This window comes from Streptomyces sp. NPDC052052, assembly GCF_040680455.1.
In the GTDB taxonomy this organism is placed as follows: Bacteria; Actinomycetota; Actinomycetes; order Streptomycetales; family Streptomycetaceae; genus Streptomyces.
Map to the genome: position 1 here is coordinate 188,636 of NZ_JBFAWU010000007.1, position 25,877 is coordinate 214,512.

Annotated in this window: 24 protein-coding genes and 2 pseudogenes; 15 read left to right on the forward strand and 11 right to left on the reverse strand. The window is 69.4% G+C overall.

Features of this window, described 5'->3' with window-relative positions; genetic code table 11:
* Positions 1–260: 260 nt before the first annotated feature.
* Positions 261–1,382 carry a helix-turn-helix domain-containing protein gene (locus AB0L71_RS11085; RefSeq protein WP_365240724.1) on the forward strand — a complete coding sequence of 374 codons (1,122 nt, stop codon included), beginning with the start codon at positions 261–263 and terminating at the stop codon, positions 1,380–1,382.
* A 77-nt stretch (positions 1,383–1,459) separates the two neighbouring features.
* Here AB0L71_RS11085 and AB0L71_RS11090 read toward each other — a convergent pair whose 3' ends face one another.
* The 6 genes from AB0L71_RS11090 to AB0L71_RS11115 all read right to left on the reverse strand — a co-directional run bounded on the left by AB0L71_RS11090 (position 1,460) and on the right by AB0L71_RS11115 (position 6,301).
* Positions 1,460–1,654: a hypothetical protein gene (locus AB0L71_RS11090; protein WP_365240727.1), complete on the reverse strand. Its 195-nt coding sequence runs from the start codon at positions 1,652–1,654 to the stop codon at positions 1,460–1,462.
* A gap of 234 nt (positions 1,655–1,888) precedes the next feature.
* On the reverse strand, positions 1,889–2,401 hold the full coding sequence (locus tag AB0L71_RS11095; protein WP_365240729.1) for a GNAT family N-acetyltransferase: 513 nt from the start codon (positions 2,399–2,401) through the stop codon (positions 1,889–1,891).
* Between the two features lie 152 nt (positions 2,402–2,553).
* Entirely contained in the window at positions 2,554–3,687 is a 1,134-nt protein-coding gene (locus AB0L71_RS11100; RefSeq protein WP_365240732.1) for an acyl-CoA dehydrogenase family protein, read from the reverse strand.
* The gene (locus AB0L71_RS11105; protein WP_365240735.1) at positions 3,684–4,880 is read right to left on the reverse strand and encodes an acyl-CoA dehydrogenase family protein; all 1,197 of its coding nucleotides are present in this window, start codon (positions 4,878–4,880) and stop codon (positions 3,684–3,686) included. Before AB0L71_RS11105 ends, AB0L71_RS11100 begins: the two co-directional genes overlap by 4 nt.
* The gene (locus AB0L71_RS11110; protein WP_365240738.1) at positions 4,877–5,845 is read right to left on the reverse strand and encodes an NADPH:quinone oxidoreductase family protein; all 969 of its coding nucleotides are present in this window, start codon (positions 5,843–5,845) and stop codon (positions 4,877–4,879) included. Before AB0L71_RS11110 ends, AB0L71_RS11105 begins: the two co-directional genes overlap by 4 nt.
* Before the next feature lie 222 nt (positions 5,846–6,067).
* Positions 6,068–6,301, reverse strand: a complete 234-nt coding sequence (locus AB0L71_RS11115; RefSeq protein WP_365240741.1) for a hypothetical protein — start codon at positions 6,299–6,301, stop codon at positions 6,068–6,070.
* 21 nt (positions 6,302–6,322) lie between these two features.
* On the opposite strand from AB0L71_RS11115, the gene AB0L71_RS11120 reads away from it, so the two are divergent.
* The 5 genes from AB0L71_RS11120 to AB0L71_RS11140 all read left to right on the forward strand — a co-directional run bounded on the left by AB0L71_RS11120 (position 6,323) and on the right by AB0L71_RS11140 (position 10,577).
* On the forward strand, positions 6,323–6,469 hold the full coding sequence (locus AB0L71_RS11120) for a hypothetical protein (protein ID WP_365240744.1): 147 nt from the start codon (positions 6,323–6,325) through the stop codon (positions 6,467–6,469).
* Positions 6,451–6,618 carry a hypothetical protein gene (locus AB0L71_RS11125; RefSeq protein WP_365240746.1) on the forward strand — a complete coding sequence of 56 codons (168 nt, stop codon included), beginning with the start codon at positions 6,451–6,453 and terminating at the stop codon, positions 6,616–6,618. Before AB0L71_RS11120 ends, AB0L71_RS11125 begins: the two co-directional genes overlap by 19 nt.
* 681 nt (positions 6,619–7,299) lie before the next feature.
* Positions 7,300–7,761: a hypothetical protein gene (locus tag AB0L71_RS11130; protein ID WP_365240749.1), complete on the forward strand. Its 462-nt coding sequence runs from the start codon at positions 7,300–7,302 to the stop codon at positions 7,759–7,761.
* 257 nt (positions 7,762–8,018) lie between these two features.
* Positions 8,019–9,869 carry an FG-GAP-like repeat-containing protein gene (locus AB0L71_RS11135; RefSeq protein ID WP_365240751.1) on the forward strand — a complete coding sequence of 617 codons (1,851 nt, stop codon included), beginning with the start codon at positions 8,019–8,021 and terminating at the stop codon, positions 9,867–9,869.
* 402 nt (positions 9,870–10,271) lie between these two features.
* Positions 10,272–10,577 carry a hypothetical protein gene (locus tag AB0L71_RS11140; protein WP_365240754.1) on the forward strand — a complete coding sequence of 102 codons (306 nt, stop codon included), beginning with the start codon at positions 10,272–10,274 and terminating at the stop codon, positions 10,575–10,577.
* 239 nt (positions 10,578–10,816) lie between these two features.
* Here the strand turns inward: AB0L71_RS11140 and AB0L71_RS11145 are convergent, their stop codons facing one another.
* Complete coding sequence (locus AB0L71_RS11145; protein ID WP_365240962.1) at positions 10,817–11,143, reverse strand: transposase; 327 nt, start codon at positions 11,141–11,143, stop codon at positions 10,817–10,819.
* Between the two features lie 239 nt (positions 11,144–11,382).
* On the opposite strand from AB0L71_RS11145, the gene AB0L71_RS11150 reads away from it, so the two are divergent.
* Positions 11,383–11,511, forward strand: a complete 129-nt coding sequence (locus AB0L71_RS11150) for a hypothetical protein (RefSeq protein ID WP_365240992.1) — start codon at positions 11,383–11,385, stop codon at positions 11,509–11,511.
* Between the two features lie 215 nt (positions 11,512–11,726).
* Here the strand turns inward: AB0L71_RS11150 and AB0L71_RS11155 are convergent, their stop codons facing one another.
* The 3 genes and pseudogenes from AB0L71_RS11155 to AB0L71_RS11165 all read right to left on the reverse strand — a co-directional run.
* Entirely contained in the window at positions 11,727–15,785 is a 4,059-nt protein-coding gene (locus AB0L71_RS11155) for a polymorphic toxin-type HINT domain-containing protein (protein ID WP_365240757.1), read from the reverse strand.
* A 580-nt stretch (positions 15,786–16,365) separates the two neighbouring features.
* Positions 16,366–16,716, reverse strand: coding sequence for a hypothetical protein (locus AB0L71_RS11160; RefSeq protein ID WP_365240760.1), 351 nt, complete (start codon positions 16,714–16,716; stop codon positions 16,366–16,368).
* 537 nt (positions 16,717–17,253) lie between these two features.
* Positions 17,254–17,691 (reverse strand): annotated as a pseudogene (locus tag AB0L71_RS11165) (ISAzo13 family transposase); the annotation flags it as partial.
* A gap of 130 nt (positions 17,692–17,821) precedes the next feature.
* Between AB0L71_RS11165 and AB0L71_RS11170 the strand changes: the two are divergent.
* A complete protein-coding gene (locus AB0L71_RS11170; protein ID WP_365240763.1) occupies positions 17,822–18,130 on the forward strand; it encodes a hypothetical protein in 309 nt (102 codons plus the stop codon).
* 50 nt (positions 18,131–18,180) lie between these two features.
* Here the strand turns inward: AB0L71_RS11170 and AB0L71_RS11175 are convergent.
* Positions 18,181–18,425 (reverse strand): annotated as a pseudogene (locus tag AB0L71_RS11175) (IS5/IS1182 family transposase); the annotation flags it as partial.
* Between the two features lie 192 nt (positions 18,426–18,617).
* Between AB0L71_RS11175 and AB0L71_RS11180 the strand changes: the two are divergent.
* The 7 genes from AB0L71_RS11180 to AB0L71_RS11210 all read left to right on the forward strand — a co-directional run bounded on the left by AB0L71_RS11180 (position 18,618) and on the right by AB0L71_RS11210 (position 25,875).
* Complete coding sequence (locus AB0L71_RS11180) at positions 18,618–20,567, forward strand: PE-PGRS family protein (protein WP_365240766.1); 1,950 nt, start codon at positions 18,618–18,620, stop codon at positions 20,565–20,567.
* 302 nt (positions 20,568–20,869) lie between these two features.
* Complete coding sequence (locus tag AB0L71_RS11185; protein WP_365240768.1) at positions 20,870–21,133, forward strand: hypothetical protein; 264 nt, start codon at positions 20,870–20,872, stop codon at positions 21,131–21,133.
* A gap of 580 nt (positions 21,134–21,713) precedes the next feature.
* Positions 21,714–21,923: a hypothetical protein gene (locus AB0L71_RS11190; RefSeq protein WP_365240770.1), complete on the forward strand. Its 210-nt coding sequence runs from the start codon at positions 21,714–21,716 to the stop codon at positions 21,921–21,923.
* Between the two features lie 146 nt (positions 21,924–22,069).
* A complete protein-coding gene (locus AB0L71_RS11195; RefSeq protein ID WP_365240772.1) occupies positions 22,070–22,687 on the forward strand; it encodes a restriction endonuclease in 618 nt (205 codons plus the stop codon).
* A 647-nt stretch (positions 22,688–23,334) separates the two neighbouring features.
* Positions 23,335–24,711 carry an MBL fold metallo-hydrolase gene (locus AB0L71_RS11200; protein ID WP_365240774.1) on the forward strand — a complete coding sequence of 459 codons (1,377 nt, stop codon included), beginning with the start codon at positions 23,335–23,337 and terminating at the stop codon, positions 24,709–24,711.
* Between the two features lie 61 nt (positions 24,712–24,772).
* Complete coding sequence (locus AB0L71_RS11205; protein WP_365240965.1) at positions 24,773–25,132, forward strand: rhodanese-like domain-containing protein; 360 nt, start codon at positions 24,773–24,775, stop codon at positions 25,130–25,132.
* Positions 25,129–25,875, forward strand: a complete 747-nt coding sequence (locus tag AB0L71_RS11210; RefSeq protein ID WP_365240777.1) for a sulfite exporter TauE/SafE family protein — start codon at positions 25,129–25,131, stop codon at positions 25,873–25,875. Before AB0L71_RS11205 ends, AB0L71_RS11210 begins: the two co-directional genes overlap by 4 nt.
* The last annotated feature ends 2 nt before the right edge of the window (positions 25,876–25,877 follow it).

A 25,877-nucleotide genomic window follows, 5' to 3' on the forward strand; every position in this document is an offset into this window, starting at 1 on the left:
CCTCGACGGACCGGGGCTGCCTGCCGCGGCGCCGGGGTCCGTGGTCCCCGCCTCCGCGCAGGAGTCCGGTCATCACGTGGCTGCAGCCGCGAGGGGGTGGGGCCGTCGGCCACGCATGTTCTTCCTTCGTTCAGAGACCGCTCCCGCGGGCGGCCTTCGTTGTGACTTCAGCCAACCGTAGGTGCTGGTCAGCCGCCTGGACATGTCGTACGGAACGTGATTCGACGGCCCACTTGTGCTGGGCCACAAGAAGGGCGAGCATGCGTCGCATGCAGCACGACGAGTGGGACAGCGTGGTCGACCTGATCGAGCGGGTCGTCGGAGAGGACGACCTGCTCCCGTCCGTCGTCAGCGGTGTGCGCACGCTGGTGCGGGAGATCGCGGTGCTGCCGACCTCCGACATCGCCGGGCACACCCGTGCGCTGCTGGCTGCGGCGACCCGGGCGGTGGCGGCCAGACGCGGCCCGACCGAGGCGGAGCTGTCGTTCGTGGAGGAACTCGGCGTCACCCGGGCCCAGCAGGGCGTCCCCATCGAGGCGGTGCTCGGAGCGATCCATGTCGCCGAACGCGCGATCTGGTCGCGGGCCAGGGAGCTCGCCGCCTCGGGCGGGATATCGGCCTACCTCCTGTTCGATGCCCGGGAGCTGTATGACGACTGGTCCGAGGCGGTGCGGTCCAGGCTGATCAAGGCGCACCGTGCCGCCGGCGCCGACCGGTACCCGGGTGCGGGTGACCGGGACCTGACGATCCTTCGACGGCTGCTGGAGGGTGGCTCGGCGGCCACGCTGGCCGCCGCCGAGGCCGGTCTGCCGGTCGCCGGCGGGCTGTGGGTACTGGTCGCCCGGCCGGACGGCACGGGTCTGGCGCCCTCGTTGCGCGACCGCGCCCCGGCGCTGATCGGACATGTGGACGGCCTGCTGGTCGCCGTGCTCACCCGGGCGCCCTCGGCGCGTGTCGCCGAGGGCGGGGTGACGGCCGGGCTCGCAGGTCCGGCCGAACCGGAGGAGCTGGGTGCCGTACGGCGTCTGGCCCTCGCCGCCCTGACGGCAGCCGAGTCGACCCGACGGACCGGCGTGGTGCACGTGGCCGATGTCGCCGTGCTCGCCGCCGTGGCGGACCGGGCCGACCTGGTGGCGGTACTGCTGGACCGCCACCAACCGGCGTGGACCGCGCTCGGCGCCAACGCCGAGCCGGTCGCGCTCGCCGTCCGGGCCTGGCTGGAAGCCGGCCGGGAGGTGACCCCTGCGGCCGAGCGGCTGTTCGTGCATCCCAACACCGTGCGGAACCGGGTCCAGCGCTTCGCCGACGTCACCGGCATCGACCCCTACGACACCTTCGGCGCCATGAACGCCTGGTGGCTCTGCCGCGCCTGGCTGACCTGAGGTACGCACCGGACGGGGCCGCGCGAACACCCGCTCGCCCCGGAGTCGACCGCGTGGTGGTGTGCGGGCCGCCGAGGTCAGGGCTTGAGGTTGCTGACGACGTCGGCCGTGGCCGTCAGGCCGTCCTGAATGGTCGGCGCCATGCTCGTGCCGGCGAGGAAGAAGCCGAGCATGGCGCAGACCAGCGCGTGCGAGATCTTCAGGCCGCCGTTGCGGAGGAAGATCACCGCAAGGATCAACATGAGCAACACCAGTGAGATCGAAATGGCCATGGCCAACCTCCTACGCCGCACCGGAATTGCGGCATTCGGCGGCCAGTGTGGCGTAGCGAGGAGGCCATCCGGCGGACTGGCGTGTACTCCATATGGGTGTTGACCGGCTGTCACGATCGGGGCAGTGCGACCGGGCCCGGTCAGCCGCACAGGTGAGCGGTTCCCGGTGGCCAGAACCCCACCTGGTCGGCGGCCCGGGACCGGTTCCCGGTGGGGAGCCGCACCTCCTCGCTGTCAGTCCGCGTCGACGAAACCCAGGGTCCGGTTCATCGCGATGGCACTCGTGTGGGCCGGATGGTGGACGGTGCGGACCCTGCGCGCTCCGCACGTTCGGACGAATTCCATCCCGAACGTCTTCATCGCGAGGGCAAGACCGCGCCCTCGGTATCCGGCCCGCACCCCGGTCATCTCGTTGAAGGCGATGTCCCCGTGGGCGGATGTGGCCGCCATGCCGATCCAGGCTTCGCCGTCTTGTGCGATCACGACGCCGCGTGGATCGTACGAGGGGACCTCCAGCCGGAGCTCGGTGTATTCGTCGAACGAGTAGAACGCGCCCCGCTCCGGGATGTCGGCGGAACACTCCTTGTTCAGCTCGTACAGTGCGCAGCGATGTTCCGGCGTGTCGCCCAGTTCAGCAAGGGTGGTCAGCCGGATGCCCTCGTCGTGGCACCGCGTCACGTACGGCTGGAACCGGTCCGCGTCGAACGTGTCGACATCGAGTTCCAGCGTGACCCAGTGCCTCGTCATGGCATCTCCATCCGATCCGCCGGACACGGGCCCGCCCCGGCACCCTCCATGGTCCCCCACCACGTGAGGGAGCAACGGGGGCGGAAGCGCGTGGGCGCGCGTCTTCGCCCCCGAGTCCCGCTCCGCGGCAGGGTATTGCCCCGGCCACCCCGTCAGGGTGCCGGAAGGTCCACGATGTCCGCGATCACCTCGCGGTGGTGTCCGGCCGTGCCGTACCCGATCGAGTCGGCCTTGGCGCGCTTGAGGTACAGGTGCGCCGGGTGCTCCCAGGTCATGCCGATGCCGGCGTGCAGCTGGATGCACTCCTCGGCCGCGTGCACCGCGACCTTCGAGCAGTACGCCTGCGCGACGGCCACCGCCAACCGTGTGTCGGGGGAACCGGTCGCGAGGGCGTCCGCGGCGTTTCGCGCGGCGGCGCGGGCCGACACGACCTCCAGCCACAGCTGCGCCATACGGTGCTTGAGCGCCTGGAACGAGCCGACCGGCCGGTTGAACTGGTGCCGTTCGCGGGTGTAGCGAACCGTCTCGGTCAGGCACCACTCGGCGAGTCCGAGCTGTTCGGAGGCGAGCAGTCCGGCGCCGGCCAGCAGCCCTTGGCGCACGGCGTGGACCGCGGACGCGCCGTCTGCCAGGCGGGTGCCGACGGCCGAGGTGAGGGTGATGTCGGCGAGCGGGCGGGTCAGGTCGAGCGGGACGAGCGGTGTGACGGCGACACCCTCGGAGCGGGTGTCCACCGCGAACAGGCCATCGGTCGTGGGCACCAGCAGCACATCGGCCGCGGGTGCGTCGGCGACGCCGGTCACCTCCCCCTCCAGACACCCGGCCACGACACCGGCCGGCTGGACGGCATCGGGTTCCGAGGCGGAGAACGGGATGGCGAGTACGGCGACCTTGCGGCCGGCGGCGAGTTCACCGAGGAGTGCGGTGACCGGACCGTCCTGCTTCTCCAGTGCGAGGAGCGTCTCGGTGGCGACGACCGCGCTGGTCAGATACGGCACCGGGGCGACGCTGCGGCCCAGCTCCTCCAGCACCACCGCGGCCTCGCGGTGGCCGGCGCCCTGTCCGCCCAGGTGTTCGGGCACCAGCAGCCCGGCGGTGCCGATGTCGGCGGCGAGCCCCTTCCAGAGCTGGGGGTCGTACGGCGTGTCGGACTCGATGCGGCCGAGCACCGTCGGCGCGTCGCACCGGTCGGCGAGCAGCGAACGCACCGCTGCCCGCAGGTCGTCCTCGGTCTCCGAGTACAGCAGATCGGGCGCCTGGGTCTCTTCGGTCGGTGCTGCGGTCATCGGGCCAGGTCCTTCCAGGCGGTGTCCTTGTCGTTGCGCGGCTCCGGGGGCAGTCCGAGGACACGCTCGGCAACGATGTTGAGCAGCACCTCGCTGGTGCCGCCCTCGATGGAGTTGCCCTTGGCACGGAGATAGCGGTAGCCGGCGTCCCGTCCGGTGAAGTCGACGAGATCCGGGCGGCGCATGGTCCAGTCGCTGTACAGCAGCCCCTCCTCGCCGAGGAGTTCGACTTCCAGGCCGCTGATCTCCTGGTTGAGCCGGGCGAAGGCCAGCTTCATACCGGAGCCCTCGGGGCCGGGCTGTCCGGCGACGAGCTGCTGGCGCAGGCGGGTGCCGGTGAGCCTGGCGACCTCTGCCTCGACCCAGAGGTTCAGCAGGCGCTGGTGGAGGTCGTGGGTGCGCAGTTCGGGGCGTTCGCGCCAGGTGCGGGCGACCGGGCCGATCATGCCGCCCTCGCGCGGGATGCGGGCGCCGCCGATGGAGACCCGCTCGTTCATCAGGGTGGTCTGGGCGACCTTCCAGCCCTCGCCGACCGCGCCGAGGCGCCTGCTGTCGGGGATGCGGACACCGGTCAGGAAGACCTCGTTGAACTCCGCCTCGCCGGTGATCTGCCGCAGCGGCCGCACCTCGACCCCGGGGTCGGTCATGTCGCAGATGAAGTAGCTGATGCCGCGGTGCTTGGGCTGGTCCGGATCGGTGCGGGCGATCAGGATGGCCCAGCGGGCCAGATGGGCGCTGGACGTCCAGACCTTCTGGCCGTCGATCACCCAGTTTCCCCCGCTCCCTTCCTCACGGACGGCTCGGGTCCCGAGGGCAGCCAGGTCGGAGCCGGCACCCGGTTCGCTGAAGAGCTGGCACCAGACCTCCTCGCCGATCCACAACGGCCGCAGGAAGCGCTGTTTCTGCTCCTCGGTGCCGTAGGCGAGGAGGGTGGGGGCGGCCATGCCGAGGCCGATGCCGATGCGGCGCGGGTCGTTGTCGGGGGCGCCCGCGGCGGCGAGTTCAGCGTCGACGACGGGCTGCAGGGAGCGCGGCGCGCCGAGACCGCCGAGGCCGACCGGGTAGTGCACCCAGGCGAGTCCGGCGTCGAAGCGGGCCTTGAGGAAGTCGGTCCGGTCGGTGGTGGCCGGGGGGTGTGCGGCAAGCAGGTCCTGGGTGCGGCGGCGGAGTTCTGCCGCGTCGGGGGGTGTCATCGGGTGGCTCCTGTCGGGAGGACGACGATCCGGCCGGTGCTGGTGCCGTCGGCGACCCGCTGGACGGCGGCGGCGGCCCCGTCCATCCCGACCCGCTCGCTGATCAGGGGCTTGATGGCGCCCTGGGTGGCGAGTCGGGTGAGTTCGTCGTGGCAGGCGCGGACCGCGGCCGGGTCCTTGGTGTTGTACAGGCCCCAGTGGAGGCCGAGGATCGAGTAGTTCTTCACCAGAGCGTGGTTCAGCGCCGGGCTGGGGATGACACCGCTTGCGAAGCCCACGACGACGACTCTGCCCTCGAAGGCGATGCACTTCACGGACTTGGCGTACGCGTCGCCGCCGACCGGGTCGTACACCACGTCGGCACCGCGTCCGCCGGTGAACTCCTTGACCGCGGCGACAATGTCCTCGCTGCGCCGGTCGATGACCAGGTCGCAGCCGAGCTCACGGGCGGTCTTCGCCTTGTCGGGGCCGCCGACGACTCCGATGACGGTGGCCCCGGCGGCCTTGCCGAGCTGGACGGCGGCGCTGCCGACGCCGCCGGCCGCCGCATGGACGAGGAGGGTTTCGCCCGCCTGGAGCCGCGCCCTGCGGTGCAGGCCGAACCAGCCGGTCTGGTAACCGATGTGCAGGGCGGCGGCCTCGGCGTCGTCCAGGGCCTCCGGTGCGGGCAGGAGGGCCGCCTCGTCGGCGACGACGTACTCCGCGAAACCGCCGTTCGGCAGGGCGGGGGTGGCGAGCACGCGCCGCCCGTCCGCGGTCCTGCCGCAGATCTCCACACCGGGCGTGAACGGCAGCGGCGGCCGGACCTGGTACTGGCCGCGGCACAGCAGCGCGTCGGGGAAGTTGATGTTCGCCGCGAGCACCTCGATGGGCACCTGCCCGTCGCCGGGCACGGGGCGATCGACCTCTTCGAGCCGCATCACCTCGCCCGGCTCACCGTTCCGGTGCACTCGCCATGCCTGCATGAAGGGCCTCCACAACACTGTCGGCATCACCACTGCTGCGGGGCATACTAAGCGGTCGCTTGCCTCTGTGGGAACCACCGGCCGACGCCGGATCGGGACGGAGGGGCACGCGAAAGCCCGGTCGGATCCAAAGGCTCGGGCCCGACCGGGCAGGGGAACATTTCCGGGAGCGAACCGGAAGGCGGACGGCCCACGCACGCCGTGGCGGGGCCGCCCGGGGCCTCAGTCCTGACCGACCACCACTTCGGCGATCTGCGGCGCCGCCGAGCCCGCGCGCCAGAGGAGGCGTACCGCGTCCGCCGTGCGGCCGTCCGCGCCGACCTCGGTGTACGGCCCGTCGAGCGCACCGATGGTGTGCCACGTTCCGTCGGCGCCGCGCAGCTGGATGTCGGCCGTACCCGCGGCCGCGGCCGCTGCCGGCTGGAGGACACCGCACGCGGCGGGCCGACCAGCCACGCGGCCGTGGTGGCGCGGGCGATGGGAAAGCCCGCCGTCGTGGGGGCCGCGGGCCTCACCGTCGACGCCGCCGACGGCTGCGTCCGGGCGGGCGCACCCTGCCCGAGGGCACGCTCATCGCTGTCGACGGAACGGGCGGCGAGGTCGTCGTGGGTGAGCCTCGCATAGTCGCGGCCGCGACCGACCCTCACCTGCACCAGCTGCTCGGCTGGGCGGACGACGTCGCGAGCGGCGTCGACGGCGACCGTGACGAGAAGGAACGCCTGTCCTCGGCGCAGGCCGTCTTGCGTGGTGCCGGCCAGGGGGCGCCCAACTGACCCCGCGGGCTCCGGTAAGGGCAGGGGACTCGGTATAAACATGTGAAAGTAGTGTCCCCCTGCGGGGCGCCGGTCACCCTCCCCGCTGGGGGCGGCAGGAGACCCGATCGACGACACCCCAGGTCTCTGATATCGAGTCAACCTTCTCCACATGCTGTCGCCCGCCAGAACAGCGCGACCAGGGCAGGGTTTCCAGGGGGGTGAACCCGGTTTCGGACTTGGTATCACACTGCACTGCCGGACATGAACCTTTAGTGATCTCGCGTTCATCGACGCCTCCCGGCCGACCCATAGGGGCACTCCCCCTGGCAGGGATGACCACGATCGCCTTCGCCGCGATGACCCCACCCCCCTTCGTGAACCTTCACATTTCGCGCCTGCGCGAACGGTCCGGCATCGGCCGTAAGGAATAGCAGTTCGAAGTCGCGGACAGGAATATTCGGGGATGCAACGGACAGGGTTTCGACGGTGTTTAACTTCTCATCACGCCTTAAATGCCTCATCGCAGCCGAAGTTGATCGCTTGACGTTGCGTCACCAGTCGATTATGTTGCGCGAGCAACTTTACTTCTTCTACACACGACCAGGGCGGGGGCCTCCGGATTCGCAGGCGTCGCGCCTGAAAGGAATACCGATGGCTTTCCGTACACGTGCGTCGTTTATCTCCGGGACAATAGGAGCATTGGCGGCGCTGATCGTAGTTCCATACGCTTTCGCCTCCGAGACCACCGTTGACGCAGCGAGCGAAGATGTCCCCCCGTTCGCGGTCGAGGATTTCACTTACCCAGGAGCCGCGCAGGTCCTCGCGGACAAGGGCATCCTTCTGAAGAAGGGCGACGGCCACATCCTGTTGGCTGACTGCGATTACTCGGTCGACCAGATCAGGGTTTTGACGGTCAAGGACACATCGGTCGGCCGCGACGAGATGTACTGCTTCAAGGCCACCTCCACGACCGGATACCTCACCCTGGAACTCCCTCGCGTGTTCGCCCTGGAGACCGGGGAGCACCCCATCAGCGCGGACCTGACCGCCAACGGCGAGACCACCACCGTCGACGTCCCCGAGGGCGGTTTCAAATCCGTCGGAGAAGGCAACATCGGTGGCGCCCGGTCCGTCCTCGTGGAAATCCGCGTCACAGGCTGACCAAGCAGCGACTCCGCCCATGAGCGGGCTGAACAAGGAAAGTCACTGTCGGACAGGCGTCCACGCGTGGCCGTGATGACGAGCATCCTGGCTGCCGCCGGCCTTCGCAGACGCCGCGGCAACGCTCGGCGCGGCCCACGCCGGCAGCACTGCGACGGCTGCGACCAGTGACGAAATGCCCCATGCAGTTGATGCTCAACTATCTGCCCTCAGCTGAGACCCAACGACCTCTGCGCTCAACCTTCCAAGGGACACACGTGAACCTCAGCCCCTCCCGCAGAGTGCGGGCCATATCGCTACTGACCGTAGCCGTCACGGCCGGTGCGCTCACCCTCACCACACCCGCACAGGCGGTGATCGGCGACACCGTCGCCGACAACGCCTACACCTTCACCACGAAGATCGAGATCGGAACCGGTGACAGCAGCCGTGCCTGTACCGGCTCGCTCGTCGACGCCGAATACGTCCTCACCGCCAGCAGCTGCTTCGCGGCCCCCGGGCAGCCGGCGTTCCCGATACCCGCCGGTGCGCCGGCCGAGAAGGTCACGGCGACCATCGGCCGTACGGATCTGTCCGGCACCGGGGGCAGGGTCGTCGAGATCACCGAGCTGGTCCCCCGGGCGGACCGCGACCTGGTGATGGCCAAGCTCGCCACACCAGTCACCGACATCGCCCCCGTCACCCTCACCACCACCACGCCCACCGCGGGTGAGACCCTGCAGGCTGCGGGCTACGGACGCACCAACGACACATGGGTACCCGACCGTCTGCACGCCGGTGCTTTCACGGTGACGCAGGCCGACGCCACGACCGTCGCTGTCACCCGGGACGGCGGCAGCATCTGCAAGGGCGACGCCGGCGGTCCCGCGCTGCGCGAGCAGGACGGGAAGGTCGAACTGGTCGCCGTCCACAGCACCTCCTGGCAGGCAGGCTGCCTGGGCTCCGACGAGACCCGCACCGGCGCGGTCGAGACCCGGATCGACGACCTCGGAGAGTGGATCAAGCAGGTCCGAGCCTTGCCAGGGGATTCTCAGGCCACCTCTGGTGATTTCAACGGTGACGGAAAGGAGGACATCGCAGCTTTCTACGACAACGGAACGTCACTCGAGGGCAAGAACAGGTCATCGCTCTTTGCCTTCTACAGCACGGGAACCGGCTTCAGCTCGCCCACGAAGGTATGGAGTACGCCTGGCGGCTTCACCTGGAGCAAGAGCAAGGTGACCTCGGGCGACTTCGACGGTGACGGCAAGGACGACGTCGCCGTCTTCTACGACAGCGGATCCTCCGACACCGGCAACGTCTCCTCCCTCTACACCTTCACCAGTACCGGCACCGGCTTCAGCAAGCCGCGCAAGACATGGACTACCACGGGCGGCTTCACCTGGGCCCTCAGCAAGGTGACCTCGGGCGACTTCGACGGTGACGGCAAGGACGACGTCGCCGTCTTCTACGACAGCGGATCCTCCGACACCGGCAACGTCTCCTCCCTCTACACCTTCACCAGCGACGGCACCAACTTCGACAACCCCCGCAAGACATGGACCACCACCGGCGGCTTCACCTGGTCCGCCAGCCAGGTCACCTCGGGCGACTACAACAAGGACGGCAAGGACGACGTCGCCGTCCTCTACGACGGAGGCAAGTCCGCCGACGGCAAGTTCATCTCCTCGCTCTACACCTTCACCAGCGACGGCACCAACTTCGGCGCCCCGCACAAATCCTGGACCAGCAGCGGATCCTTCAACTGGAGCGCCAGCACGCTGACCTCCGGCGACTACAGCGGAGACGGCAGAGCTGACATCGGCGTCCTCTACAACCGGGGCACCACGGCAGAAGGCGTCCACCAGTCCGCGCTCTTCACCTTCACCAGCGACGGCACCGACTTCGGCGCCCCCCGCGAGGTCTGGGCGAGCACCGGCTCCTTCAGCTGGGCCGCAAGCCAGCCCGTCACCGGCGACTTCAACAAGGATGCCAAGGACGACATCGGCGTCCTCTACCGCTCAGGGACGACCGCCGACGGCCGACGCATCGACTCCCTGTTCACCTTCACCAGCACAGGAACGGACATCCAGGCACCGGTCAAGCAGTGGACCGGCAGCGTCGTCTGACCACCAACAGCGTGAGGCTCCGCCCGGACCCCGACAGGGGCCCGGGCGGAGCCTTCCCGCGGCTCGCCTGGAAGTTTCCATGCAGGTCGGGTAGCCCGGGCTCAACCTCGGGCTCCCACAGATCCGTACGTGACAGTCTCCCGTCATACGGCTCTTGTCACTCTGGTCACGTGACAGCCGGTTTCACCCAGATCCAGTGCGCGAAGTACCGAGGGTTTCGGGCAGCTGCCTGCGCCATGGCCCGGAAGGCCTTGGGGCACCCGGGGTCAGCGCCCTCTCACAGGACCCAGCATTGGGTCTGTATTTGGGCAATCTCCTGACCTGTGCATTCAGGGGTCTGGGTCAGCGATCGGGTCAGGGGTGCTGAGAAGAGTTCACGACATCACCGAACGGGGAGTTGTCGTGACTGGAACGCGGGTCTTTGAGTCGCTGGATGCCGAATGGGTACTGGTCTGCGCCAGCGTCGGGCGCGCCGAGATGGTGCTGGGCTGGCTGCAGGAGGGTGGCGTGGTCTTCGACGGCGAGCGGGCTCCGGGGGCCTGGGGAATGTCCTGGCCGGGTCGGAGCGCCGGGGTCCGGGCGCAGGCGCGCACGCACAGTGACCGCTGGATGCGGGTGCTGTTGGAGCGGGCGGCCGGCGAGGGGGCTGGGGCGCTGTTGGCTGCGCGGGTGGTGGTGCAGGCGATGTTGCCGGGGGGGTGCGGCTGACGCAGCGGCTGCTGCGTGCTGGCCGGGATTTCGACGAGGTGGGGCAGGTTGTCGTCGCGTGCCGGTATCAGGTGGTGGGGCGGTATCCACTGGGTCGGAAGGGCGGGATCGCGGCGAATCTCCCTCTGGAGACGATCCATCTGGCAAGCCGCGGCGCGTCCAGCGGGCCTGCAGGTCGTACGGCAACTCGATCCGCACCCGGGCAGGCGGAAGGCCGTCCTCCTTCTCGGTGCGTGGCCTCACCTGTCCACGGGCGTCAACGAGGAAGTTCTGCACCAGAGGCGAACGAGTTGGACGGTGACGGCGAAGGAGATCCGGGCGGGGTCGATCCCGGCCTGCTGGGCAGTCTGGTGCTCGAGCGCGCACAGCGCGTGATAGGCGGTCAGGAGCGCGTAGACCTCCTGGTCGATGAGCTCGGGAGACTTGGAGCGCAGGGTGAAGCCGGCGCCGCGGAGGCGGTTCTTGATCTCCGCGAAGCTGTTTTCGATCTCCCACCTCGCGTGATAGATCATGGTGATCCGCCTGTCGGGGCCGGTCGATGATCGAGCCCCATCAGACAGTCGGATCTCGGTCGATCTTCTGTCCTACCGGGGGCTCCGTTGCTGTGTCCGGCACTCGCCTGAGTCCTCATCAGAACGTGACGAACTACCCAGCGTCACCAAGGGTGAAATCAACCCTAACCAACCACCGGTGAGCTCCTGACCAGGAGGGTTCTGGTATTTCACCGGCATTGCCCCGACCAGCATCAACACACCAAAAGCCCGCTGTCTCTCACTACCACTGTCCCAAACCGAGAGATCGCAGCATGAACACCGAGATCCAGCTGATCACCCGCATGACCTTCGGCTTCAAGGACGCCACCGCCCCCATCGCCCTCGACATGCTCAGCCTCGGCGGACACCGTCCCCACCTACCGCACCGTCAAACCGCATAACCACACCCACGGAAGCGACCGAAGAGCCGGAAAGGACCCGCGCCACGGGCACCTCGTCGGCGGCCTACTTCACTCTGTGAGGGCCGAGGGGTGGGAATCCCCTCGGGTACTCGGCGGGCAAGGCCCGAGCTGCCTGAGCACGGGCCTGTTGGCCCGTGCTCAGGCAGCACCGTCCGAGGAGGAGGCCTCCTCGGACGGTGCTGAGCGGGAGGAGACTACGACTTCGGCGTGGGCGGGTCGATTGGAACTTCCTTGTGGGCGTCGTCGTAGAACTTCACTTTTTCCCAGTCGAGTTCGCCCTTACGAACGTAGTAGGCGATCCTGCCCATCTCCCAGTCCGTCGAGGACCAAGTGCCGTTGTTGTATTTCTCCACGGAAAGGTCGAACTTCTGCTGGTAGGTGCCGGTGGGCGGGTCGAAGCCCTTGAGGCTCACGGCGATCTCCCCGTTTTCGCGCATAACTCCCTCTACCCCGGACATCCATTGTGTGTAAGGGCGGCCGCCTGGCAGCGTCCCTATTACTTCCTCGTATTTTCCGTCCATGAAGTTGTACCCGCCGCGCGCCTCGGTCGCATCCTTGATGCTTGCCCTGAGGCCGAGGACGAGGGGCTTGCACTCGGAGTTGTGCACCAGGACGGGGGTGGGTCCGGCCAGGACGTAGAAGGAGTGCAGCCCCTCGACGGTGAGGCTGTAGGTGGTGGCCTTGCGGGTGTAGGGGCGGTTGGCGAGGACGGTAGCGGTCGCGCCGGCGTCCGTGCGCAGGCTGTCGCCGGGCCGCAGGTCTTCCGCGGGTACCCAGGCGTGGAGGTTGGTGCTCCAGAAAGGGTGTTCGTAGGTGGCCGAGAGGTCGGCGCTCTCACCGGGCGGTCCCCGGATGGTGAGGGCGGCGAGGTACTTGTCGTCGTACTGGGTGACGATGTGCTGGGTGACCCGCCGGGACGCGGTCTCGCCGGTGGCCGGGTCGGTGGCCCGGACCACGTCACCGACCTGGACCTTCTCGATCGGCTGGGTGTTGCCGTCCGCCATGAGGACGCGGGTGCCGGGCAGGAAGCACTGGGTGCAGCCGCGCCGCAGGGCCACCATTGCCTTGTACGCAGCGCCCAACATGCGGAACTTGGAGTTCATCGCTATGTCGCGGCCCAGCTCCCAGCACGCTTCGAGATCGCCCTTCTCGGCGCAGTTCTCCAGCTGGGTGAGGCCGGTGACGGCGTTGACGATGTCGTTGAGCTGCTTCATGCTGGCCTCAAAGGCCGGCCCCCGGGAGAGTATGTCGCAGTAGGCCTCGTGGTGCTGGCACCACCGTCCGGGGTTCTCTCTCGCCTCGCAGCCCAGGATCCCGCACCGGTAAAGCTCGGCGGGCGTGAGGCCGTCCTTCTCCTGGGCCTCCTTCGCGGCGACTGCCGCGCGGCGGCGTGCTTCCTCCTCCTCACGGTATTTCGCGATGGTGGCCGCGAACGCCTCGGTCGCAGCCTGGGCCGCCTCGGTGGCGCTCTTGCCGGCCCGTTCCGCCGAGGTCCGGGCCTGTGTGGCTGAGGCCCACGCGGATCCGGCGGACGTCTGGGCGAGTTCTGCGGAGACGGTCGCGTCGCTGGCGGACGCGGCGGCGTTGTGCGCGGCGGTGTCGGCCCGGTTGGCCGCGGCTCGCGCCGTCTTCGCCGACTCCGCGGCCTGGGCGGCGGATGCCTCGGCGTCCTTGGCGTGCTGGTCTGCGTCGGCGGCGTAGCCGGCCGCCTGCTCCTTGGAGTGCTGTGCTTGGTCCGCCCACTCCTGCGCCTTCTCCGACGCGTTGCGAGCCACCGCCGCGGTCGCCTGGGCCGTCGCGGCGTCCTGCTGTGCCTTCGCCGCCACCTGGGCGGCCTCGGCCACGAGCTGCTGGACCTGCAGCTGGTGGGTCAGCGCCAGCAGGTCCTTGCGCTGGGCGGTGTACCGGCCGGACTGCACGAACCGGTGCAGCAGGTCGGCGGGGCCCTCCAGGGCGATGCGAGCGGCGGACTTCACCTCAGGGTCGCCGCTGTCGACGAGCTGGGCTGCGGTCACCCGGTCGTCCTCGACCTGGGCCTTGGCGAGGGAGTCGGTGAGGAAGGTGCGGAAGGCGTCGGTCGTGCCCGTACTCAGGGCCTGGCGCGCCTTGTCCTGGACGTTCGGGCCTCCCGTGTCGGCCGCCTGGGCGATCGCCACCCGGAACGCCTCCCGGCCGGCCTCGTACTGGCCCTCGCGCAGAAACGCGCTGACCGTGGCCGCGTCACCGTCGAGCGCTGTCTCCGCCGCGTCGCGGACCTCCTTGAGGGAGCTCTCCTCGGCGAGGCGTTCCACGTCCGTGGAGTCGTCCTGTGCCTGGGCCTCAGCCCGGCCGGTGCGCACGTACGCGACGACTCCCGCGGTGTCGCTGCCCAGCGCTTCCTGGGCGGCTTCGCGCAGCCAGGGCTTGCCGTCCTTCATGTCGAGCAGGGCGAGCTGCCGGCCCTGCTCGGCGATCTCCTCGTCGTCGGTGCCGGCCTGGGCCTGTTGTGCCAACTCCTCGGCGGTGGCCTGCCGTTCGGCGGTCTCCGTGGCCTCCTGCTCGCGCTTCTCCTTGTCCGCCGTCTCCTGGGCCTTGAGGTCGCGGGCGTTCTCGATGCCGGCGTTGGTCCGGCCGAGCAGTTCCTCCGCCTCGACCTCGCGGGCCAGCGTGTAGACGGTCTGGGCCTGCTCGGCGGCCTGCGAGGCGACATTCGCCGCTTCGGTGGCCGCCTCGGCATGGGCGGTGGACTTCGCGGCGGCGGTGGCCGCGTCGACCGCGCTGTCGGCCGCCTCCTGCGCGGCCTTCGCTGCGTTCCTGGCGTGCTCGGCGGCCGACCGTGCCGCGTCCCGGGCCGTCGCGGCCGCCGTGGCCGCCTTGCGGGCGAGTGATTCGGCCTGGCCTGCGGCCCGGTTGGCCTCTGCGGCCTGCCGGTGCGCCGAGGCCGCGGCGGCCCGGGCGTTCGCCGCCGCGGAGCTGCCCGCACCGGCGTACTGGCTGGCCAGGACCGCCGCGTCGGCTGCGACGGCGGCGTTGGCGCCCGCGCTGGCGGCGGACTTGGCGGCGGCACCGGCGGCGGTGGCGGCCTTCACCGCCTGGTCGGCGGCGTCCGCCGCCCGGTCGGCGCCCTTGGCCGCGTCACTGGCCTTGGTGGCGGCCTTCCTGGCCGCGTCCGCGTTGGCGGCGTCCGTCGAGGCGGCGGCCGCCGCGTTGCGCGCGTCGGAGGCCGCGTTGGCGGCGTTGACCGCGGCTGCCGCCGCCTGGGTCGCGGCTGCCGCCGCCCTCCGCGCGGACTGCTCGGCGGAGTTGGCCGCGGAGATGGCCCGCTGTGCGGCCTTCGCCGCCCCGGACGCGGCCTTCGCCGCCCGGTTCGCGGCGCGTGCCGCGTCGGCGGAGTCCTCCTGCGTGGCCTCGGCCTCCGCGGCCGCCTCCTGCGCGGCCTTCTTGGCCTGCGCGGCGGCCTCGACGGCCTCCGCGGAGGCGTCCTCGGCCTTCGCGGTCTCCTTCGCGGCGAGCTTGCCCGCCCGCTCCGCCTGGTCCGCCAGCTCCGCGATGCTGGCGTACTCCTCGTCGCGGCTGCGGGCGACGAACTGTCCGACGTCCAGGAACTCCCGGACGTCGTCGATGGTGCCACTCAGCGCGAGCCGCCCGGCGGCCCTTACATTGGTGCCGCCGGCGGCGATGATCTGGGCCAGCAGGACTCGGTCATCCTGTTCCTGGGCCTCCGTCAGCCCTGTGTCCAGGAACGTCTGGAGGTCCTCGGCGGTGCCGGTGAGTGCCGTCCGGCCGCGCTCCTGCACCTCGGGGCCGCCCGCGTCGATCACCCGGGCGACCAGGACCCGCTGGTCCTGCTCGAGGGGTTCCTGCCAGCCCGACTTCATGAACCGGGTGAGGTCGCCCTCGTCGCCGGTCAGCGCGGTGCGGACGGCGTCGAGCGTGTTCTCCCCACCCATACTGGCCAGTTGGGCCGCCTCGACCCGGAAGTCCTGTATCCGCTGGTCCCCATAGGTCGCGAGGAAGGCGACGATATCGTCACCGTTGCCGACCAGGGCGGCCTCGGCAGCCGACCGCACCTCGGTGCCCCCGGACGCCCAGAGATCCACCACCTGCTGACGGGCGGTGCGGGATATCGGTACGACCGTGTCGTCGGTCGTGTCGTCGGCGGCGGCCGGATACGCGGCGAGCAGACCGGCCAGCACGGCCAGAGCCAGGGAACCGGCTATGCGTCCGCGGGCCCCTCTCCGTATCCGGGAGCACCCGGGTTGTTTCCATCTCATGAATGTCCTTGAGTAGTTGATGGTGTTGAACGGCAGTCGGCTTTTTGGAGGATTCCGGTTATGTGTAGATGGTCAATAGGGTCAGTTCATTTCCGGTCTCGACAGGGGATGCCCCACCGAAAGGAAAGGCGCGAGATCGCAACAGGTTGACTATCCCGGTGAGGTATTTCTGCGAAGTCGGAAAGCCGACCCGAAAGGTCGGCAAGGGAATTCTGACGCGAGAGGAACTACCCTGGAAAAAGGCACGAAAAGGTGGTCCTTTTGGGCGAGTAAGGTGTGAAGTTCGCAGATCTCCAGCGTTACCGTGAGCCTTATCGTCAATTAGGCCAAATCGCCGCAATTCTGGAGTCGGCGGTGTGTAGATTGGACTGCTGGGTCGCACCCGGCCGGGGCAGGCGTCGAGGGTTGGGGTGCCTGCCCCGACCGGTTTCGTGTCAGCGGGCTGCGTATCCGAAGCGGATGCCCGCCGCCGGGAGGGCGCCCGCGCCCGGCTGGTACGTCGTGACCGCGACAACCGTGCCGTCGGCCGTCACGTTGGACAGCGGCAGCGCGTACAGGGCGCCGTACAGGCACGGCCAGGTCAGCCGGTGACACGGATCTCGACGAGCACGGAGCGGGCGCCGCCCACGGTGCCCTCGCCGACGCTCTCGAAGCCGCCCTCGGCGACGTCGACGGTAGTCGTGGCACCGTTCGCGGTGAGGTCGGCGCTGATCGGGTGGTCGCCGGTCTCCAGGGCGAAGACCCGGGGCAGTTCGAGCGTGAGGTAGCCGGACACGGCCGTGGCCTTGAAGCAGTAGTCGCCCTTACGGTTGGCGGTGCTGTCCGCCACGGTGTAGACCCTGATCTGGTCGGCCGAGCCGTCACAGGTAACGAGCAGGATGTGGCCGTCACCCTTCTTCAGCTCGCTCCGATGCGAGGATGCCCGCCGCACCCGGATACGAGAACGTCTCCACCGCCACCGGCGGCGTGTCGGCAGCCGATGCCGACGGGGCGCCGGCAACGGCGAACGAGATGCCCGCTGCCACGGCCAGAGAGCCGATGATTCCGACAAATAGCATTCTTCGAGCACGGGGAAACACCGCGCCCTCCTTTCTGGGGCGGCATGCCCAAAAGCCCCCCGAGCACGAAACCCTTAAAGGTCTTCCACAAAATAGCCATGGATTCGCGCACCGTCAATGCATGCACTTCCTGGAGTTAATCCATTCTCCAACCGCAAGACCTGAACATCCGTATACATCCGGACTGCGTCGGTCTGAGGTGTTTCCACCATTCCACATTCGGAAAATGGCATACGGAAGGAGATTGCCGCTGAAATGATGGGATAGTTTGATCATGAGTTGCCTTTGTGCCACAATGCTCGATCGCCAGGGGTGTTAAACGGACGAGTAGCAAGAGATGGGCAGGTATCGCTTGCGTCGTGCGCAGAAGCGCTGCAAAGAGTGTCGCCACCTTAAGGGCTTGCAGATCATTAACACGTCGTCTTGATCATGCTGCTGGGGTCGCCACTCAGGGCCTGAACTCGAGACTGAAGGGCTGTGAGGGCGGATGGCGGGGTGGCTGCCGGTGGGATGGCAATGCTGTGCGCCTTGAGCAGTGACCTGATCTTGAGCAGGGTGCGGAGCATGGCGGTGCGACTGCTGCCGAACAACACGGCGAGGGGTTCCGCGGCCAGGGCGACCCGCAGGTGAACGACGGCCGCCAGGACCTGGTCGGGGAAGACGAGTCGGGGCGGGCGTCCGCGCTTGACGTCGCCATCGACGGCCAAAACTCTGGTGAGATCAATCAGTTGCTGCCGGGACATGCCGGCCAGAGAGGGATCGGACAGTAGAGCATGGTTCCACTCCGGGGCCGGCTTCTGCGGAGCCCGGGGTGCTGGGATGGCGGGGCACGGCTGGCGGGGCACGGCTGGCGGTGCACGGCACGAGGCCGTGTATCGAAAGTCGCTGAGAGGCAACGTGGTGGCGGGCTGGAGCGTCCATGCGATTGCCGGACTCAGCTTGGCCAGGGTGTATTGAGGGGGACTTGTGGAGCCGGGTATGGAGGAGCAGGACGGTCCAGGGCGAGAGCTGAACGCTTATGAGAAGGTTCTCGCAGAGGACCGTCGCGTCGTGCGTGAAATGCTCCGTGTGAGCATCGGCGGTGCCCATGCCGGGTTCGTCATAACGGTCTTCATCGTGGTCCTGTTCGCCGCCATGGGCGGCACCGTATGGGCTCTGATCGCTGGCGGAGCGGTTGCGTTCTGGTTCACCGTCACCCTTATTGCGGCTGTCGGTGGCGGTCGCCGCGGGTGGGCCGCAGTCAAGCGCGCTTACCTCTTGACTTTCGGCTGGGCCGGTTGGCTGTGATCGCCGGCGAGGGTATGGCCCACGGGAGCATGCGGCATCGGCAGCGTCCGTCACAGCCATTCTCCGGTCGCGGCGACAAGGCCGGTGGCTTCGAAGCGGACGGCGAGTTTGCCGAATCGGGTGGCGACCGCCCGGTGTCTTTTGAGCCGGTTGATCCCGCACTCGACCGCATGGCGGTCGCGGTAGTCGGCCGAGTCGAAGCGCGGCGGCCGGCCGCCGCGGGAGCCGAGATTCTGGCGGTTGCGGGCCTGGTCGGCCTTTCCGGGATGGTGCAGCGGATCCCGCGGCGGCGCAGACAGGGGGCATTGGGTGTTCAATCGACCAAACGGGATTTTTGTGAAATTAGAGCTTCCCGGATGGGTGCCAACAGGGCGACCTCGGCACGCGTGGGCCTGACCCCGGGCCATTCCGTCAGGCAGAATGGCCCTTCATGACCAAGCGGAGAAATGAGAGGGCGGCACTGCTGCTCCATGCTGGGCTAGAGGTCGTGGAGGACTTGGACGGCGACGACGGTCCACAGCCCTGGGCCGAGTGGCCTTCCTACCTCTTGGACGAGGGCTGGCGCACCGTGGTCGTACCTGCGGATCTGCCTGGTCTGAGCGCCGAGCTCAATTGCCAGTGGGAACAGCTCGCCCGTTCCCACAAACTGTTCGACGAAGCCGGCACATTTCTCATCGACATCCTCACCGCGCCAGGGAGCGGTGTGTCCGGCCGCTGGACTCGGGTGAGGCTCACGGACCGGTGGGATCTCGCCGGTGTACTCGGCGAGCGTCCGGCGCAGCCGGACTTCGTTGCTCTCTCAACCGATGGCACCATCCTGATCCGGGTGGCCACCAAGGAGGACGAGGTCCGGCTGCTCATCCTGGACCGCATCGGCGAACGCCGACAGGCGGCCACCCGCACGGCAACGGCGCAGGAAGCCCAGAAGGAGCAGGTAGCAGCCTGGGAGGGATTTTTCCAAGGGGACGAACCGTCACCGCAGGTCCGCAGGGCGTGGGCAGACGGGCTGGCCCTCAATCTCTCCACGCCCATCGACCAGCTCACCGGTCTCCTCGGCCTCTCGGATTTCGCCGCGGCCCGCTCCGTCTCGCGGTCCGTCGTGGAGGCAGCCATGGTGCACCCCGATTTCACCGTGCGCTGTGTACTGGCGGAGTCCGGGGCGTTGATGACACCCGGGCAGTGGAGCCGGATGATCCTTGGCGAGCAGGACGAGCGGCGACGGAGGAGCCTGACGCTGAGTGCGGCGGACAAGCGGACACATCTCACAGACACCGCTTACGACCGGCTCGCTTCCGACCCGTCCGAACGCATCCGCGAGGCGGCCGCCGAGCTCACCGGGCTGCCCGTACACCTGCTCACCGCCTTGGCCGCCGACCCCCACCCCGCCGTACGCCGTTCGGCGTGCAAGGCTGCATGGCCCCACCTGGACTGGGAAGCGCGGCGCGACCTACTGGCCGACCCAAGCGGCAGCGTCCGCGTCGTAGCGCTGCTGCGACACCACCAGGACCACCCGATGCCCCGAGCGGTCTTCGAAGAAGAAAATCTTGAGGTAAGGGCCCTGGCGACGTGCCGACTGGAGCGCGCGTTCGCCGAGCACCTCATCGGCGACAACGACCCGGCCCGGCGCCTCGCCCTCGCGGACAACCACTGGCTGCAACCGGATCTGGTCGACCTCCTGTCGCGGGACACCGAGGCCGGCGTCCGCTCGGTGGTCGCTCTGCGCGCCGACCTCGCCGAAGAGCAAAGGGCTGCCATCGACTTCGTCTTCGACCCGCGCCGCCACACCCCTGCACTCGGCTGGGTCGCGGAACTGCACGACAACCCGCAGGCATTGCGCCGTCTGGCCGCCTCCTCCCACCCGCTCGTACGCCGGAGCGTCGCCCGAGCCCACCGCCTTCCCCCCGACGTCGTCGAACTCCTCTCCCGTGACGAGGACCGCGTCGTGCAGCTCTTCCTCGCGGAATCCTGCGACGACGCTCCGGGCGAGATGCTTCTGCGGGTGTGGAAGTGGTGGACCGGCAGCCTCACCAATCCTGGCCGTCCCCGCAATCATCCCCGCTTCCCCCGCCGAGGCGTGCTCCGCTTCGCTGATGACCCGGATCCCCGAATGCGCCAACTCGCCCTGGACGACCCTCAGTCGACGCCCGAACTAGTCGACCGATTCAGCCAGGATGACGACGACACGGTTCGGCTGCGGGCAGCGACCGACCTACGGCTGGGGCCAGAGTCCGCAGTGCGGTTGCTCGACGACCCGCACCCGTCCGTGCGCTGGCGGGCAGCCGGGCATCCACGGCTACCCACCGAGACACTCATATCTGCCCTCCGGAACCCTGACACTGCGGAGGCAGCCGCCAAAAACCCGGCGTTGCCGAAAACTGTCATCACGCGGATGATTCATTGGCTACGCAAGCCCCCCAGCGCCGCGCTCAACCGCTGAGCGCCAGCCACCAGCCCGGCAGACGATGTTGAGGGGCCGGCGGCATGCGAGTGACTACGACACCTTCGTCTCCATCCGTTCGGTACTTTGGAGCACAGCAAGGCCTCGTCAAGACGTTCGAGCACTCCACCGACCGCCTCGGCTATGACAAGCATGAGCCTTTTCAGGCTCCCCGGTCGCTTCCGTGGGTCACTGACCTGGGCTGATATGCAAAACACGCCGTACCCCGCCTACGTTTCGACTTACGACGGTACGAAACGGAAGCTCGCCGAGGGCGAGGCGGCCGGGAAGAGGATCCGGCCATGGTCGGCGGCGTGGAGCCGGGACGGGTGGTGCCCTACCGCAAGGACGCGGCCGGACCTGGCGATCTGTCGGCCGAGTACCAGCGGATGCCGGCGGAAGTGGCCGAGGCGGGCGCCCCGGTGAGGTGCAAGCAGTTGTGCGAGCGGCTGGGGATCGGGGCCGAACCGCGCAAGGTGGAGGCGATGCGCGCGCGGATGAAGCGGCTAACGGACCGGGGCTGGCTGCGCGAGACGGCCCCGAGACTGCTCGCCCTCCCCAGCTGATCCCCCGCAGACCCGCTCGGTGCCGAACGGCTGGATGGGGCCGTAACAACGTGACCCCCGGCGGGTGTTGGCGTTGTGTGACGAACAACAACAGCCCGGCCGAGGGCTCACCCCCACTGGTTTACCGAGTCAGACTTCCCCTGCCCAGCAGCGTGGTGACACACGTCGCGGGCCGGCGGGCAATACCACCAAGGACCTCCTCGCACACGTCCCCGACCGTCACCAACCAGCCTCTCACCGCCTGCTCCGAGGCAGGGACCGCCTTTGCCCGTGCAGATGGTCATCTGCCGCGAGGCCCACCGCGCTCGGAGCGGGCGCGGCGGGTGCTTCAACGGCCGGTTCCCGGAAGGGTGCGGCCGTCAGACCGGATGGGTCTGGTCACATCGGATGGCTCCTCGACCCTCCTCACCTGTGGGAACGGTTGTCCGGGTGGTAACCGGACAGCTTCCGGCGGGGTTCGCGCCAACGTTCACCGACTGGCTGCGGCCCAGGTGCGCGGTCGGTTGCACTGGTTCCTGGCCACTTCGGAGAGGGCCGGGAAAGCGTGCAGGCCACGAGGGCGGGTGGGAGCGGATTTCGCATGTTGACGATCAATGTGGGGGTGCTGCTCGCGGTCATCGTGGTGATGCGGTTGCGCCGCAGGACCCAAGCCAGAAGCCGTGTCGAGGAACGCAACACCGCGCTCTTCGTCCTGGCCCTGGGCATCGTGATCGGCCCGACCCCTCTGGGCCAGGGCGTCTTCAACGTGATCAAGCAGCTGGTGAGCGGCATCTCACAGGCCGCCTCATGAGCCCGCGCCCGCGGCCGGGCGCTCGCCGCTCCCCTGCCACCCGCCGGCGACGTACGTCTCCCGCCTCTCGACGCCGGCCCGCTCCACGGCGTCGTACGGCTCCCCGCCGACTGAGGCGGGCCTCCGGCTGGGAGCAGGCCGGTCTGTTGCTCCTGGTTCTCGCCGTGGTGTGGAGCCTGGTCGTCGGCGCGCTGCGGTGGCTGGCCGCGCACCCCTGGGTACAGGTCGTACTGCTGCTGGTCGCGGCGGCGGCCGGCGGGGTCTGGATACGCCGGCGCCGGGAGACCGCCCGCTGGAACCGAGTGCGGGAGCGGGGACTGCGCTACGAGCTGTCGCAGATCGACGCCCTGCACCACCGGCAGTTCGAGGAAGCCGTACGGGATCTGATGCGCCGTGACGGCTGCCCCGGGGCGCTCCGGGTCGGTGGGGCCGGTGACAACGGTGCCGATGTGAAAGCCACGGACCCCTTCGGCCGCCTGTGGGTCATCCAGTGCAAACACAGGCGGGCCGGACTGGCCGGTTCTGCGGTCGGAACCCCGGACCTGCACGTCCTCAACGGCACTGGCAGGCCCGTCCACAACGGCGATGTGGTCGTGTTGGTCACCAACGGCCGCTTCACGGACAAAGCCGTCGCCTTCGCCCGTTCCCAGCGGCTCCACCTGGTTGACCGCCACCTCCTCGCCGAGTGGGCCGCCGGCTCCACTCCGCTGTGGGAACTCCTGAATGCGGTTCCCTCTCCCCGCCGTCCCGCTTCCGGGTCCTAATCTCGGCCGAGTTCGACCGCATCAGTGACCGTACGGGCCGGGAAGACTCACAAGGGCGGCCTGTGAGTCCCCCATCGGCAGTCGGAACGGGACCGGATTCGTTGCCGGCACAGCTGAGCTGCTGTGTTTGCCCACTACCCGATGCGGACGCCCGGTAGGGGAAGGGTGGCTGCTCAGAAGGCCGTGTACATGTCGCTGCGCGAGTCGCCCACGGGAATGCGCTCGCCGTAGAGGCCGGCCCGGGCGATGCGGCTCCACGGGCGGGCGAGACGGACGGCGATGTCGATCTCCGGGGCCTGCGGAGTCGAGATCGATGTCCGCGGTCGTGAGGGCGGGCATTCCGTTGGCGGGACAGCGTGCCAGCCGGCGTCCGCCGGGAGCCACGATTCCAGATGGTGCTGTGGTACTGCACTGGGCCGGGACCGAGTAGCCGATCCAGCAGTCCGGAGTGCTTCTCGGTCGGTCGGGTCTTCGGGCGCCATCAACACGCTGACCAGCGAATCCACCCCCGGGAATCCGCATCGGAGCGGGCGCGACGGGGATCACACCCCACCTCACCCTGCGAGAGAAATACCCCCCGGGGCATGAGTGTTAATCTGGGTGATAGATACCCCCCGGGGTACTGTGAACGGGAAGGAGTCGGTGTCATGTACTTCGTCGACACCATCGAGACGGCAGGCCTCGGCAACCGCAGCTATCTGGCGGGCGGCCCACTGACCGCCGCGGTCGTCGATCCACCGCGCGACATCGACCGGGTGATCGAGGCTGCCGCGCGGCGCGGGGTACGGATCACCCTGGTGGTGGAGACCCATCTGCACAACGACTACGTGACCGGCGGCCTGGATCTGGCACGCCTCACCGGGGCCCGGTATCTGGTGCCGGCCGCCGCCGAGGTCTCCTTCAGCCGGGTCCCGGTGGCCGACGGCGACAGCGCCCAGGTCGACGACGGCCTCGTCCTGCGCGCGCTGGCCACCCCCGGGCACACCCCGCACCACACGTCCTACGTGCTGGAGGAGGACGGTCACCCCGTCGCCGCCTTCACCGGCGGCTCCCTGCTGATCGGCACCGTGGGCCGGCCCGATCTGGTGGAGCCGCGGCTCACCGCCCAACTGGCCCGTGCCCAGCACGCCTCCGCGCACCGGCTCGCCGACGAGCTCGAGGACGCCGTTCCCGTTCTTCCGACGCACGGCTTCGGCAGCTTCTGCTCCTCCTCGCAAGCGGCGGGCACGGCGACGACCATCGGCAACGAGCGCAGGCACAACGCCGCACTCGTCCAGGACGTGGACACCTTCGTCGCCGAGCTGCTCGCCGGCCTGGACGACATTCCCGCGTACTACGCGCACATGGGACCGGCCAACGCGGCGGGCCCCGGTCCGCTCGATCTGACCCCGCCGCGCACGGCCGACGCCGAGGAGATCTCCCGGCGGCTGGCCGCGGGCGAATGGGTGGTGGATCTGCGCAACAGGGTGGCCTTCGCCGAGGGGCATGTCGCCGGATCGTTCAACTTCGAGGGCGAGGGCCAGCTCGCCACGTATCTGGCCTGGCTGATCCCGTGGGGGAAGCCGGTCACCCTGCTGTCGGACACCGCAGCCGGCATCGCGGCAGCCCAGCGGGAGTTGTCGCGCGTCGGAATGGAACGACCGGTGGCCGCGGCCACCGGAGGCCCCGAGGACTGGGTACCCTCGCCCGAGCAGCTGCGGTCGTTCCGCAGGTCCGACTTCGCGGGTCTGGCAGCCGCCCGGGCGCGCGGCGAGGACCCGGTGGTCCTCGATGTACGCAGGGCCGCCGAGCGCGAGCGCGGCGCCATCACCGGGACGGTGCACATTCCTGTGCACGAGTTGCCCCGGCGACTGGACGAGGTGCCGCCCGGCGTGGTGTGGGTGCACTGCGCGGGCGGGATGCGGGCGGCGATCGCGGCGTCCCTGCTGGATGCGGCGGGACGCGAGGTGGTGGCCGTCGACGACGGCTTCGACGCGGCGGCAGCCGCGGGCCTGAGCCTGACCGTCCCGGCCTCCGCGAGCTGACCCCCGACGACCCGCCCAGCAAGTCCCCGCACTCCCAGGAACGTTCTCCGTGTCTTCCCTGATGTCCTTGTTCCGGCGCGGCCCGGGCCGCGTCACGGCGGCCGAGGCCGCCCGCATGACCGCCGATGGTCCGGCCGTTCTGCTGGACGTACGCGAATCGTCCGAGTGGGACGCCGGTCACGCCCCGGCGGCGCTCCACCTGCCTCTGCCCAGGCTCGCCGAGGGCGCTCCGCTGCCCGACTCGGCCACCGGCCGTCCGGTGGTGGTGATCTGCCGCTCCGGCAACCGGTCCCGGCACGCGGCCCGGATACTGGCCGACCGCGGCGTACGGGCCGTCGATGTCGTGGGCGGCATGACCGCATGGGCGGCCGAGGGGCTGCCGGTGCGCGACCGGCGCGGGGCCGTGGGTACCGTCGCATGACCACGCTCGTCCTGGCACTGGCCGCCGGAACCGTGGTGGGTCTGGCGCTCGGCGGACTGGGCGGCGGCGGAAGCGTTCTCGCCGTGCCCGCGCTGATCTATCTGCTCGGCTTCGAGCCGGCCGCCGCCACGACCGCCGGCCTGCTCATCGTCATCGTCACGTCCCTCACCGGTCTGGTCGCCCATGCCAGGGAGGGCAGGGTCCGCTGGCGCACCGGCGGGCTCTTCGCCGCGGCCGGAATCGTCCCGGCCGCGGTCGCCGGGGCCCTGTCCGTACGGATTCCGTCCGGGGTGCTGACCGCCGCGTTCGCCGTGCTCGCGGCGGTCGCCGCGGTTCGGATGATCCGGCCCCGGCGCGAGGCCGTGCCGCAGGAGGCCGTGCCTGCCGGGCGGGCCGTGCGGACAGGGGCCGGCCTGGGTGCCGTGACCGGCTTCCTGGGCGTGGGCGGCGGGTTTCTCGCGGTTCCCGCCCTGGTCACCGTGCTGGCCCTGCCGATGAGCGCGGCGGTCGGTACCAGTCTGCTGGTCATCACCGTGAACTCCACGGCCGCCCTGGCCACCCGCCTCGCCACACCCACCGCACTGGACTGGTCGGTGATCGCCCCGTTCACGGCGGCGGCGGTGCTCGGGGCCTGGGACGGGAAGCGGCTTGCCGCGAAGGTGTCCACGGCCGGACTGCAGCGGATCTTCGGCGTGGTCCTGCTGGCCGTGGCCGCGTTCATGCTCGTCGACGCCGTGGTGTGAGC